10 protein-coding genes are annotated in these 13,102 nt (G+C 42.1%); 2 read left to right on the forward strand and 8 right to left on the reverse strand.

Going from position 1 to position 13,102, the window contains the following annotated elements:
• Positions 1-24: 24 nt before the first annotated feature.
• Positions 25-1,590 carry a glutamine-hydrolyzing GMP synthase gene (guaA, locus tag DDV21_RS06250; protein WP_116877116.1) on the forward strand — a complete coding sequence of 522 codons (1,566 nt, stop codon included), beginning with the start codon at positions 25-27 and terminating at the stop codon, positions 1,588-1,590.
• Between the two features lie 200 nt (positions 1,591-1,790).
• On the opposite strand, the gene DDV21_RS06255 is transcribed toward guaA, so the two are convergent.
• From DDV21_RS06255 to gyrA, 6 genes are all read right to left on the reverse strand, one after another.
• Entirely contained in the window at positions 1,791-3,050 is a 1,260-nt protein-coding gene (locus DDV21_RS06255) for an NRAMP family divalent metal transporter (protein ID WP_116877115.1), read from the reverse strand.
• A gap of 335 nt (positions 3,051-3,385) precedes the next feature.
• Entirely contained in the window at positions 3,386-3,583 is a 198-nt protein-coding gene (locus DDV21_RS11840) for a hypothetical protein (protein ID WP_181963479.1), read from the reverse strand.
• Positions 3,584-3,937: 354 nt separating this feature from the next.
• Positions 3,938-4,906, reverse strand: coding sequence for a DUF1002 domain-containing protein (locus tag DDV21_RS06265; protein WP_116877114.1), 969 nt, complete (start codon positions 4,904-4,906; stop codon positions 3,938-3,940).
• Positions 4,907-4,996: 90 nt separating this feature from the next.
• A complete protein-coding gene (gene gloA2, locus DDV21_RS06270) occupies positions 4,997-5,410 on the reverse strand; it encodes an SMU1112c/YaeR family gloxylase I-like metalloprotein (RefSeq protein WP_116877113.1) in 414 nt (137 codons plus the stop codon).
• A 208-nt stretch (positions 5,411-5,618) separates the two neighbouring features.
• A complete protein-coding gene (locus DDV21_RS06275; RefSeq protein ID WP_116877112.1) occupies positions 5,619-6,374 on the reverse strand; it encodes a class A sortase in 756 nt (251 codons plus the stop codon).
• A gap of 18 nt (positions 6,375-6,392) precedes the next feature.
• Positions 6,393-8,834 carry a DNA gyrase subunit A gene (gene gyrA / locus DDV21_RS06280; RefSeq protein ID WP_116877111.1) on the reverse strand — a complete coding sequence of 814 codons (2,442 nt, stop codon included), beginning with the start codon at positions 8,832-8,834 and terminating at the stop codon, positions 6,393-6,395.
• Between the two features lie 355 nt (positions 8,835-9,189).
• Here gyrA and DDV21_RS06285 point away from each other — a divergent pair, with 355 nt between their 5' ends.
• Entirely contained in the window at positions 9,190-10,179 is a 990-nt protein-coding gene (locus DDV21_RS06285; protein ID WP_116877110.1) for an L-lactate dehydrogenase, read from the forward strand.
• A 163-nt stretch (positions 10,180-10,342) separates the two neighbouring features.
• Here the strand turns inward: DDV21_RS06285 and nox are convergent, their stop codons facing one another.
• Both nox and DDV21_RS06295 read right to left on the reverse strand, forming a co-directional pair.
• Positions 10,343-11,722: a H2O-forming NADH oxidase gene (gene nox / locus DDV21_RS06290; protein WP_116877109.1), complete on the reverse strand. Its 1,380-nt coding sequence runs from the start codon at positions 11,720-11,722 to the stop codon at positions 10,343-10,345.
• Between the two features lie 419 nt (positions 11,723-12,141).
• Positions 12,142-13,101 (reverse strand): ABC transporter permease, encoded by a 960-nt coding sequence (locus DDV21_RS06295; RefSeq protein WP_116877108.1) that lies wholly within the window; start codon positions 13,099-13,101, stop codon positions 12,142-12,144.
• Between the last annotated feature and the right edge of the window lies 1 nt (position 13,102).

The following is a 13,102-nucleotide window of genomic DNA, read 5'->3' on the forward strand; positions in this document are numbered from 1 at the left end:
TGATGTGAAAAAGAAAGGAAAACAATGACTGATAATTCGAGTGTACTCAATGATATTGAAAAAATTATTGTGCTTGACTACGGCAGCCAGTATAATCAGCTTATCGCCCGGCGAGTTCGTGAATTAGGCGTTTTTTCTGAGCTAAAAAGCCACAAGATCACAGCCGATGAAGTAAAAGCGCTTAATCCAATTGGAATTATTCTTTCCGGAGGGCCGAACTCTGTTTATGCTGATGATGCTTTTGGTATTGATACTGCTATTTTTGAACTGGGAATCCCTATTCTGGGCATCTGCTATGGTATGCAGCTTTTGACTGAACAGCTCGGAGGAAAAGTTGTCCCTGCGGGCTTGACAGGCAGCAGAGAATACGGACAGTCAAGACTGCATGTAAGAAAAGAATCGCAGCTGTTCGCTGATACACCTCAGGAACAGACTGTTCTTATGAGCCACGGCGATGCTGTTACAGAGCTTCCGCCGGGATTTGACTTAATCGGTGAATCGAACGACTGCCCTTATGCTGCTATCGAAAATACAGATAAACATATCTATGGCATCCAGTTTCACCCTGAGGTCCGGCATTCTGAATACGGCAATGATATTTTAAAGAATTTCGCCCTTAAGATTTGTCAGGCAAAGGCAGACTGGTCCATGGCAAATTTTATCGACATGGAAATCAGCCGCATTCGTGAACAGGTCGGCAGCCAAAAAGTTTTGCTGGGGCTTTCCGGCGGTGTTGATTCATCAGTCGTTGGAGTGCTCCTGCAAAAAGCGATCGGTGATCAGCTGACCTGCATCTTCGTCGATCATGGTCTGCTGCGCAAAAATGAAGGCGATCGGGTTATGAATATGCTTGGCGGCAAATTCGGCCTCAATATTATTCGGGCAGATGCTGCTGAACGCTTTCTAAATCTTTTAACTGGCATTTCTGATCCTGAACAAAAGCGCAAAATTATCGGTAATGAATTCGTTTATGTTTTTGATGATGAAGCCAGTAAGCTGAAAGATGTACGTTTTCTGGCACAAGGGACGCTCTATACTGATGTTATCGAATCAGGTACAGACACCGCTCAGACCATAAAATCACACCACAATGTTGGTGGGCTGCCCGAAGATATGCAGTTTGACTTAATTGAACCCCTCAATACGCTTTTCAAAGACGAGGTCCGTGCTCTTGGCACTGCTCTCGGAATGCCTGATGAAATTGTTTGGCGCCAGCCTTTCCCAGGACCGGGTTTAGCTATTCGAATCATTGGGGAAGTTACCGCTGTAAAATTAGAAACTGTCCGCGAGTCAGATGCCATCCTGCGTGAAGAAATTGCTGCTGCAGGCTTGGAACGTGATGTCTGGCAGTATTTTACAGTGAATACCGGCGTTCAGTCTGTTGGTGTTATGGGAGACAGCCGCACCTATGATTACACTATCGCTATTCGAGCGATTACATCTGTTGACGGTATGACTGCTGACTTCGCCAAACTGCCGTGGGAAGTTCTGCAAAAAATATCAGTCCGTATTGTCAATGAAGTTAATCATGTCAATCGTGTCGTTTATGACATCACCAGCAAGCCACCGGCAACTGTCGAGTGGGAATAATCAATACAAAAAAATGAGGCGATCTCAGCCTCATTTTATTTTTTAAACAACCGGGTTTGATGCAGTGGCTGATTGAACGTTTTTATCCCATGTTGTGCAGAGATAGCGGCCTCCCTAATCAGCTGTGCGGAGGCGGGCGGCAAAATCGAAATCATCATGTTGTGACAATTCCCGATTTTTGTCCCGCTTTCATTTTTTATCTAAACCCTGCCCGTTGCAATAGCATAAAGGAAGAAAAGGGCAAAGCCAAAGAGATAAATCAAACCGGCGATGGACAAAACCTTAAGCCAGCCCTTAATCTCGTGCTCTTTATTATTGACCAATGAGTAATTGAGATAAGCAAAGATCGGTGTGGTTAAGAAAGAAGCGATCATAGCAAAGCGGAGCATGGTTGCAACATTGCCGGCGAATAAATAAACAATAATAATACCAATAATTGCAGTTAAGGTCATCCAAACATAAAGTGCCTTTTGTGAAGCTTCTTTTTGATTCAGCAGCAGCCGGAGCGATTCATTATTAGCACGCGAATAGCCATCAATAACTGTAATGACCGTACCAAAAATGCAAAGAAAAGCAATGAAAGTAATCAAAAAACGTGACCAGTCGCCCAGAACAGCGGCATACATATTGACAAACTGCGCAATATATTCGGCACTGGCGCTTTGTACTTCTTCTCCTGATCCAAATTGGATAAGTGCTCCTAGTGCTAAGAAAATAAAAGCAAGAACAGCTGTTCCGATGTAGCCGACATTAAAGTCAAAAATACCGTCAAGATACGATATTTTTACCGTCTTGCGTTTTTCGGCAGACCACATTGAATTAATAGCTGAAATTTCAATCGGTGCCGGCATCCAGCCCATCAGAGATACGATGAAGGGCAAAGCAGCCATTTGCCAAGGGGACGGTGCTACAAACCCCGGTGCATATTCACGATGGTTAAACAGTGCAATAACAACAGCAATTACTGTTGCGATGGTCAAGGCTGTCATTACCCATTTAGCAAGGCTATCAAGGAATCGATAACCGCCGATTAAGAGCATAGCCCAAATAATAACAATGATGATAGTTGTCAGCTGTCCGATAGAGAGACCAAAGCCATCAGGAAAAATATTAAAGAGGATAGCGGCTGCTAAAATACCTACTGCTGCTGTGTTAACCAGAGCAGAGAAAATATTCATGATAAAGAAAACCCAAAGGTAAACTTTTCCTTTTTCATTATAGCCTTCAATTAGACTTTTATTATTCTGCAGGGTATATTGACTGCCGAAACGGAAAAAAGGATATTTAAACAAATTAATCAAAAGGATAATAATCGCAAGCTGCCAGCCGTAAATGGCACCAGCCTGCGTCGAAGATACAATATGTGAACCGCCGACAGCCGCAGAGGCCAGCAAAATTCCCGGTCCCACAGCACGAAACTTGCTTTTCCAGGTTGAATGTTCTTCAGTGTGCTCAGTCATAAAAAACTCCTTATATTAAAATAGCGCTGAAAATCCGAATAAACCGAAGGAACCCAGCCTCCCTTATCAGGATTTTAGCCCAAATGCCTTAAATAAAAACATTGAAATGAAAACAAGACCACCTGCAAAGTACCTAGGGATTAAGCAGGGCTGTTTTCAAAATGTTTCGTCTAATCTGAAAAACGTAAATTTTCAGATTATTCTGAAACATAGTCTTTATTTTAAGCTTTTCAAAGCACTTTGTCAACATGCTAAAACTATTTTTTATTCTGGTATTCGAATCTCTAACACACTTTTTTGATAGTATTGAAATACTTGATAAATAATAGATACGGTCATTTAGAAATCTTTACTGTCCCATCTTCATAACCTGAATACATGCTGCTTTTGGGACTGACATACGTTGTCAACCCTGCTGAATCATTATCACCTGTTCCAATCGTAAGTGTATCTTCGCTAAATAAGCAAAAATAAGTCTGGCTATTTTTTTCGAACACTTTCTTATCTGCATCATAAACATAACTGTTTTCCATCCCATCTTCATTTATAATGAGCTGGTTTCCATCTATTATTATCCAAGGGGTTTTATCTAATGAAGCTGTCATAGTGGATAGGTCTTCATCCACCAGATAATAAGTTCCATCTTTTGACCTATGCGAATCAATCTGTGATTTTATCATAGCGAAAATAATAATAACCGGTATGATAAGAAAAATAAGCTTCCGTATTTTTAATTTAAATGGTATACTGCGCCTTCTCCTAATTTTGACGATGTTAAACTAATCGTTTTCCTCATATCAAAACTCCCCTTATTGCTCTGGTGAAATTTTTTCACTGTTTGCTTTAAGGGGAGCGGTTATTTTATGGCTGTTTCTAATTTTTGGGGGTTACCCTATAAACTGCTGGAAGAAATTGACGATTTGCTGCCAAATATTAGCAAAGAAGCCTTTGCCTGATTCAATGGCACTGCTGGCATCAAAATTGAGGTTGATATTGTCAAAAGTTGAACCCGCATTATTAACAATACTGTCTTTAAGTGAGTTCAAGGCTGCTTTAAAACTGCTGTTGTTGATAATTTTAGCATTGGATAAATTAAAAGCGAAATTGACAATCAGAGTAATCTGTTCATTCGTCATAGATGAGGTCAAGCCGTAATTGTCAAGCGTATCTTCCACAATCTTCCTGACATCATCTTTGGTCAAATCAGATCCGCTGTCAGCAACAGCAGTCTTGATATCCGCAAGGGCTACATTTAGTTTATCAGCATCGTAGCCGTCTTTACCCTCATTCTCTGCATTGATATCAGAAAGAGCGTTCAGCTCCTCCTGAGCCAGCTCCTTGCTCTCATCAGATACGTCAGCACCGTTTTCTTCGAGAGAGTAATAGATTCCTGCCAAGGCACTCTCACCTGTTACAGCGATAGGGGCAGCAACAGTAATTTCAGCATGTTCAATTCCCAAGGTAACCGCTGCGTTGCGGTACATATCCTCCGTGACTTTGGTTATGTTTTCTGGGGTTACGATACGGACAGACAGGGTTTCTGATGAACCTAATTTTTGGATTTTTACCGATGAATACAACTGAAGACTTGAATCGTCAGCAACATTCATAATCTTAGCATAGGCAGACGTTGTCAGTGTCTTCACCTCAGTATCTGTCGCACTGTCATATCCGAGCAGAGCAAGGGTTTGGTCACGCTGATCACTGGACAAAGAATAACCGAGAACATAGTCCGGCTGGACATAGGTTTCATCAATCACCTTCTGAATATCGGAATCAGCCGCTTGTACTTTCGCAGCTGTAAGGCAAAGCAAAAAAGCAAGACCTAAGCTTAAAAAAATTTTTTTAATACGCATAATTGTCCTTTCTTAATTTACTGGATAATGAGACTTTATTATACCACTTTCAGCCGTTTCTGGCTTTTAAAAACATTGGCCAGCCCTGTTTTATTCATGCAGTTCCAAAGGCAGACCATCTGGGTCAAAAAAGAAAGTCATCTTTTTGCCGGTATAATCATCATAACGAATAGGTTCAACAAAAATCCCCAGATTTTCTAACTCAGCTTTAACTTCTTCTACGTTTTCAGCATAGAAGGCAAGATGGCGCAGACCGCATGCCTCACGCGGCCAATCCGGCAGACCGATGCGGGCTGGCGGTGCTGAATAAGCAGGATCAGTTAATTTGTTGCCAAAAATTTCCAGTTCAATATCACCGCACTTTAAATCTAATTTGTAGTCATGCCGCTCCGGCCGGTGATTTTCTCTTATAATGGAAAAACCCAGTTTGTCAACATAGAATTCACGAGATTTATCATAATCAGAAACGATTAAAGCAATATGGTGGATAGAATCAAGTTTCATAGCGCTTCTCCATTTATTTTGTTTTATCAGTTATAAAAAAAGAAGCAGACAAAAACGTTAACTTCGTTTGACTTGTTCTGCTTCTCTTCCTTTAACACAAGTTATACATCTTTCAGATACTAACAGCTTCAAGCTAACACTTCCAGTCTGTCCCTAAAGTCCTACACCCATTTTCAGTAAGATCTTAGGATTAGGCTGTATCGGTTTTTTAAAGCGATATTTGGTTGTAAGAAGTATTAAAAGCTTGTTTTATTTCAGCGGAAGCTTGCTTAAAGGAAACAGATGTTTCTAGCGTTCCATGAACAATAATCCGATTGGTAGCTTCTGCATCCGTACAGGTTACCAAGGTCACTTCGCTGGTTCCGGGACTGTCATTGAGAACTTCGATATGATCGGGGCTGACTGATTCAACCCGATCGATGATGTAGGTATAGATCATCTCCTTATCGGTTAAATAAATTTTCATTCCATCTTTCGCTTTTGTCAAAGGCGAAAAAAGCATTTGCGATGAACCATTTATACCAAAGACATGATGGCTGGCCAGAGCATAGTTGTTTTCACCGCCCATCAGCTGATCCTCTTTCATCGTTCCAGCACCATACATCAGTTCGGTGTTGCCTAAGCCCTTAAAAATAGGTAAATTAATACCGACCTCAGGAATAGCTATGCCTCCGATAACCGGTAGTTTTTGAGCTGCTATCTGCGCTTCCAGTATCGCCTCTGTACTGATAGACTCTACTGCTTCAAAATCATAACTAGCCTTTTTCTTCGCATTTTCCTGAAGGGTCTTTCTGGAAACATTAGTCACCTGGTATTTATTTGAATTCCAAGCAATCAGCGTATTGCGAATTGACTTGTTAAAAATTAAAGCCAAACCAATAATAAGCAAAAGGCTAAAAATAAACCAGCGCAGGAAATTTTTTAGCTTTCCCCTCTTAGTGTTGCGTGTCGATCTTTTTTTCATTTTTCCTCAATTATCTTATCAGTCTTCTGTCTCGTTCGCCTCAGGCTCAACCAGAGCGAAGGTAACAATTTTAGCCTCTTTAGCAAGCTTCATCACTTTAACACCCAAAGTCGCCCGGCCAGTCTGCGAAATGTTGGCAACATTTGTCCGAATAAGCACACCTGTATCAGTGATGAGCATCAGATCTTCATTGCCGCTGACGGTTGCCAGTCTGGCAAGAGGACCATTCTTATCGGTAATATTAGCCGTTTTAATACCCTTACCGCCGCGGCCTTTAGTTGGGTATTCGCCGGCAGCTGTCCGTTTGCCGTAGCCTTTTTCAGTGACGATGAGTACTTCTTGTTCATCAGTTATACGAGAAGCACCTACAACTTTATCACCGCTGCGCAAATTAACACCGCGTACACCGCTGGCAGAACGCCCCATGATACGGACAGCACTTTCGTTGAAACGGACAGAGTAGCCTGTTCGGGTTCCGATAATGATATCATCCTGTCCTTCAGTCAGAATAACATTGATTAACTCATCCTGTTCTCTTAATTTGAGGGCTTTGAGCCCATTCTGCCGAATATGGCTGAATTCCGAAACACTGGTCCGTTTGACAACTCCCTGTCTTGTTGTAAAGAAGAAATACTTGCCTTGAACTTCCTCATGTCGGGCGTTGATAATCGTTTGAATCGTTTCATTCTCATCCAGTTTCAAAAGATTGACAATCGGCAGCCCTTTAGCTGTTCTTCCGTATTCCGGAACCTCATAGGCCTTCAGACGGTAAACACGGCCGAAGTTGGTAAAGAAGAGTAATGTATCATGCGTACTTGTTGAAACAAGTTCAGAGACAAAATCATCTTCATTGACACCTGTCCCCTGCACACCGCGGCCACCGCGTTTTTGTGCTCTAAATTCGCCCTGAGCCAAACGCTTAATGTAACCTTTGTTAGAGAGAGTAATCAGCACATCCTCTTCTTCAATCAGGTCTTCATCTTCAAGCGACAGGACTTCTCCAACCATCAGTTCTGTTCGCCGTTCATCAGCATACTTACGTTTGATATCATCAAGTTCTTCTTTGATAATGGCAATCACACGCTCCGGTTTCGCCAGAATATCTGCTAAATCAGCAATCAGCGCTAATAACTCATCATACTCAGACTGAATCTTATCCCGTTCTAAACCGGTCAGTCGGCGCAGACGCATATCAAGGATCGCCTGACTTTGACGTTCGGACAATTTAAACCGGCTCATCAGCTCTGCCTGTGCAATCAAGTCGGTCTCGCTGTTACGGATAATCCTGATCACTTCATCCAAATGATCAAGGGCGACAAGCAGCCCCTCTAAAATATGAGCTCTGCTTTCTGCCTTTTCTTTATCGAATTCCGTCCGGCGGACAATAACTTCTTTCTGGTGGGCGATATAGTTATCAATAATCTGCCGCAAAGAAAGAATTTTAGGAACGCCGTTTTCAATAGCCAGCATATTAAAACTGAAGTTAGTCTGCAGGCTGGTCAGCTTAAAAAGATTATTCAAGATAACATTGGCCGAAGCATCGCGGCGGACTTCTATGATAAAACGAACCCCTTCACGGCTCGATTCATCGCGCACTGCTGTAATACCTTCCACTCGCTTTTCCTGAGCCAAACGGACGATATGCTCATGGACTTTTGTCTTATTAACGCCGTAAGGAAATTCGGTGACAACAATCCGTTCACGGCCGCTTTTGCTTGTTTCAATTTCTGTTCGGGAGCGAAGCACAATAGATCCCTTGCCTGTATCATAAGCCTTATGAATTCCAGACTTTCCCATAACCAGAGCTCCGGTTGGAAAATCCGGACCCGGAATGACTTCCATCAATTCACGTGTCGTTGCTTCTGGTTTATCCATTACTAATTTAACTGCATCGATGGCTTCACCGAGATTATGCGGCGGAATATTGGTTGCCATACCTACGGCAATCCCAGTTGCGCCATTTACCAGAAGATTTGGAAAGCGGGCAGGTAAGGCCAGCGGTTCCCTTTCGCTGCCATCATAGTTATCTTGGAAATCAACCGTATTTTTATTAATGTCACGAAGCATTTCCAAAGCAATTTTGCTCATTCGCGCTTCAGTATAACGCTGAGCAGCAGCCCCGTCTCCGTCCATAGAGCCAAAGTTTCCATGGCCGTCTACCAGCATATGCCGATAGGACCACCACTGAGCCATCCGCACCATAGCTTCATAAATGGATGAGTCTCCATGCGGGTGGTATTTACCCATGACATCCCCTGTAATACGGGCTGATTTTTTATGGGGTTTGTCAGGTGTTACACCAAGCTCGTTCATACCATATAGAATGCGGCGATGTACTGGTTTTAAACCATCTCTGACATCTGGAAGCGCACGAGCAACAATAACACTCATCGCATAATCAATGAAACTTGTTTTCATTTCACTTGTCAGATTAACATCGACTAAATTTTTATCCTGCATTGATAAATGCCCCTTTTCTAGTATAAAACTCTATTCTATTATACCATAATTTGCGTAAATCTGGACAGTTCTTAGACTAAGTTCATTCCTTAAAATGATACGATAGAGATACCAAGCAAAAAAACGCTGCCGGATTCCGTCAATCTGCTCTGTTAAGCCCATTTTCAGACGGCTGGACAGACTGATGAAATACTGAAAAGGCTATTTTCATATTCATAAATTCTCCTTCTAAATCACTATACACATCAGCCGCTTTCATGATTTTCAAGATTTAGGCCGTGACATAATAGTCTTAACATGTTAGAATATAAGTGTATAGGCAAAAGTCCTAAAAAAATTAAGGAGATGTTTAGAAATGACTGCAACTAAACAACACAAAAAAGTTATCCTTGTCGGTGATGGCGCTGTAGGTTCATCTTATGCTTTCGCACTGGTTAATCAAGGTATTGCACAAGAACTCGGTATTATTGAAATTCCGCAGCTTCACGAAAAGGCTGTCGGTGATGCGCTCGATCTCAGTCATGCGCTTGCCTTCACTTCACCTAAAAAAATCTATGCAGCTCAGTATTCAGACTGTGCTGACGCTGATGTTGTTGTTATCACCGCTGGTGCTCCCCAAAAACCAGGCGAAACACGCTTGGATCTTGTCGGTAAAAATTTGGCCATCAATAAATCAATCGTTACTCAGGTTGTTGAATCTGGCTTCAACGGTATTTTCCTTGTTGCAGCAAACCCAGTTGATATTTTGACCTATTCAACTTGGAAATTTTCAGGTTTTCCTAAAGAACGGGTTATTGGTTCAGGGACTTCGCTTGATACTGCCCGTTTCCGTCAGGCACTGGCTGCTAAGATTGGAATTGATGCCCGTTCAGTCCATGCTTATATCATGGGAGAACATGGAGATTCAGAATTTGCTGTCTGGTCGCATGCCAATGTCGCTGGGGTAAAATTAGAACAATGGTTGCAGGATAATCGTGATGTCGATGAACAAGGTCTTGTGGATCTCTTTATTTCAGTCCGCGATGCCGCTTATTCTATCATTAACAAGAAAGGGGCTACTTTCTATGGTATCGCCGTCGCTCTTGCCCGTATTACAAAAGCGATTCTTGATGATGAAAATGCCGTACTGCCGCTCTCTGTCTTCCAAAACGGACAGTATGAAGGGGTCGAAGATGTCTTTATCGGTCAGCCGGCGATTGTCGGAGCACACGGTATTGTTCGTCCGGTAAACATCCCTTTGAATGATGCTGAATTGCAAAAAATGCAGGCTTCTGCTAAACAGCTCAAAGAAATTATCGACGAAGCATTTTCTAATGAAGAATTTGCTGCAGCTGCTAAAAATTAATCCATCAGTAAAAAGAGGGAATGCCTTCCCTCTTTTGTTTGTTAGAAAAATAGAAAAAAGTCTCTCCCGGCATTTTATCATAATGTTAGGAGAGACTTTTCTTTTCATCTAGGAAGCTGGCGTTTTATTTATTAACAAAGCTGCTTTAAATAGTTTTTTCCGGCTACTGAGCTAAATTCCCAGCTGCAAGAGCTGCCATTGTGATGTAGTTATATGGCTGGTTAAAGTGAGGCAGGAAGAAAAGGTCCAGCAAAGCCAGTTTATCAATGGTTACTTTCTCCTGAATAGCTAAAGAGAACATATGGATACCCATTGAGATATCTTCTCTCGAAACCATCTGACAGCCTAAAATAAGGCGGCTGTTTTTATCATAAACAATCTTGATGGTTACCTCATAGTTATTATGCTTAATAAAACCAGGTTTCTGCAAATCTTTATAGCTGGTTTCTACTGCATCAAATCCTGCCTGCTTAGCCTTTTCCAGCGTCAAACCGGTTGAAACCATGTTGAGTCCAAAGATAGAAATACCGTTTGACCCTTGAACGCCAGCACTTTCAACGTCATATCCGCAGGCATTATGAGCTGCCACAATACCTGTCCGTACAGCATTAGAGGCTAAAGCAATGTAATTGTTGTCATCACGTGCGTTATCATAAACCGTTGCACAGTCACCAATTGCATAAACATCTTTCATGCTGGTTTCCTGTTTCTTATTAACAACCCAGGCTCCATTGCGGAAAGTTTCTAATCTGCCATCTCCAAGAGCCGTGTTAGGCCGAAAACCAACAGCCATAAGCACCATATCAACATCAAATGTTTCTTTATCTGTCACCAGACGTTCGACTTTTCCTTGGCCTTCAACAGCTTGAACGGCCTGACCAAAAGCAAGCTGAATGCCGTTTTCTTCCAGATTACGGCTCATTAAGTCAGTAAATTCACGGTCATAGTAACCGCCCATGCAGGTGTCAGCTATATCAACAAGGACAACCTCTTTTCCCTTGCGCTGAAACGCTTCTGCAAGTTCTACACCGATATAGCCTGCTCCAACAACAGCAACACGTCTAATATCAGGATTATGCAATTTTTCAATCACTTCTTCTGCGTTTTGATATAATTTGACAAATTGCAGATTTTCTAAAGTTGCTTTAAACTCGCGGGACCCCTCCTGAAGCTCTACTCCTTTAACCGGAGGAATGATTGGCTGAGAACCGGTTGCTAAAATTAATTTATCATAAGATTCGATGTGTTCTTTGCCATCGACCAGAGCCTTAACTTCTTTTTTATCGTAATCAATTTTGAGAACAGGGGAATTCATGTAAACCTTGGCTCCCATAGCTTCTAACTGCTCTTTATCAGAATAAAAGAGTCCTTCCGGACCGTCAATCTGTTCGCCAATCCAGAGCGCCATACCGCAGCCTAAGAAAGAAATGTTTGAATTTTGATCGAAAGTGACGACCTCATTTTTATCTCCGTAATTGTTCAGCATGGTCTTAATAGCCATTGTCCCAGCATGGTTTGTTCCCACAACAACAATTTTACTCATTCAAGCATCCTCTTTTCAAAAAAATATTTCAGGTTTCCCTTCTTTATAACTATAGCATACCACTAAAACGCTTTCAAATAATATGCTCATACAGAAAAAACAGCCCTTTGTGTGAAAAAACGCGAAAGGCAAGGAGCCACCGTTTTTTGTTCAGCTGCCCTATCTTTCTTTAATTAAGAAATTGGATGCTGTATAAAAAGGGGCAGGGACTGCTCTGCGTCCCAATCGCTAGATTTTGTGTCTAACTTCCGGGGTGCAGAGCAGTCCCTGCCTTGTTTTACTTTTGTTGCGCAAGAGATAAGAACTTCCTAATCAACTTATGCGGAGGTGGGACGACAAAATCGTCATTTTATAACAATTGACCGATTTTTATCCCGCTCTCTTTTTGGTTTAGTAGAGTGATTCAGCAGCTGGCTGCTTTATTTTGACTTAATGTAATTAACACCATCAGCTTTTGGTGCTACTGCCTGACCAAAGAAAGCGGCCAGAACAACGATAGTTAACACATAAGGCGCTATTTGCAGATAAACTGATGGAATCGAGGACAGAAAAGGGATCGAACTGCCCACAATAGCCAATGACTGTGATAAGCCGAAAAAGAGGCTTGACAGCATGGCTCCAATTGGATTCCAGCGGCCAAAGATCATGGCTGCTAAAGCAATAAAACCAGGGCCGGCAATTGTGGTGATAGAGAAATTGTTAGAGATGGACTGCGCATATATGGCACCGCCAATGCCCCCAAAAAAACCTGAAATCATGATGCCGGCATACCGCAGTAAATAGACATTGATTCCCAATGTATCTGCAGCCTGCGGATGTTCTCCGACAGAACGGAGACGAAGGCCAAAACGGGTTTTAAAAATGATGAACCAGGAAATAAAGGCGACTAAAATAGCTACATAACCCGCCAGCGAGGTGTTGTTAAAGAAAATTCGGCCTATGACAGGAATGTCCTTCAAAATCGGGAAGGAAAAACGACCAAATGATTTTGAAATGGTATCTGTCTGCCCTTTGCCATCATACATTACCCGGCAAAGGAATACTGCCAGAGAAGGGGCGATAAGGTTTAGGACAGTCCCGGAAACAACATGATCAGCCCTGAAATTGACAGTTGCTACAGCATGGATAAGAGAATAAAGCAAACCTATAAGACCAGCAGCAAGTGCTGCAATCCACGGCATCGCTCTGCCAAACATATCAGCAAAATGCAGGTTAAAGACAACCCCTGAAAAAGCTCCTATAACCATGATACCTTCGAGACCAACGTTTACAGTACCGGAACGTTCAGAAAAAGTTCCGCCGATACTTGTGAAAATCAACGGTGCCGCATAGATTAGCATTGAGGACACTAATAAGGTTAAAACAGTAACAAGATTCATC

This window comes from Streptococcus chenjunshii, from assembly GCF_003086355.1.
GTDB classification, from domain to species: domain Bacteria; phylum Bacillota; class Bacilli; order Lactobacillales; family Streptococcaceae; genus Streptococcus; species Streptococcus chenjunshii.

What these genes read in the sequence shown, in the direction of transcription:
- guaA (WP_116877116.1), top strand. Translation starts at nt 25, where the DNA reads ATGACTGATAATTCGAGTGTACTCAATGATATTGAAAAAATTATTGTG.
- DDV21_RS06255 (WP_116877115.1), bottom strand. Translation starts at nt 3,050, where the DNA reads ATGACTGAGCACACTGAAGAACATTCAACCTGGAAAAGCAAGTTTCGT.
- DDV21_RS11840 (WP_181963479.1), bottom strand. Translation starts at nt 3,583, where the DNA reads ATGGAAAACAGTTATGTTTATGATGCAGATAAGAAAGTGTTCGAAAAA.
- DDV21_RS06265 (WP_116877114.1), bottom strand. Translation starts at nt 4,906, where the DNA reads ATGCGTATTAAAAAAATTTTTTTAAGCTTAGGTCTTGCTTTTTTGCTT.
- gloA2 (WP_116877113.1), bottom strand. Translation starts at nt 5,410, where the DNA reads ATGAAACTTGATTCTATCCACCATATTGCTTTAATCGTTTCTGATTAT.
- DDV21_RS06275 (WP_116877112.1), bottom strand. Translation starts at nt 6,374, where the DNA reads ATGAAAAAAAGATCGACACGCAACACTAAGAGGGGAAAGCTAAAAAAT.
- gyrA (WP_116877111.1), bottom strand. Translation starts at nt 8,834, where the DNA reads ATGCAGGATAAAAATTTAGTCGATGTTAATCTGACAAGTGAAATGAAA.
- DDV21_RS06285 (WP_116877110.1), top strand. Translation starts at nt 9,190, where the DNA reads ATGACTGCAACTAAACAACACAAAAAAGTTATCCTTGTCGGTGATGGC.
- nox (WP_116877109.1), bottom strand. Translation starts at nt 11,722, where the DNA reads ATGAGTAAAATTGTTGTTGTGGGAACAAACCATGCTGGGACAATGGCT.
- DDV21_RS06295 (WP_116877108.1), bottom strand. Translation starts at nt 13,101, where the DNA reads ATGAATCTTGTTACTGTTTTAACCTTATTAGTGTCCTCAATGCTAATC.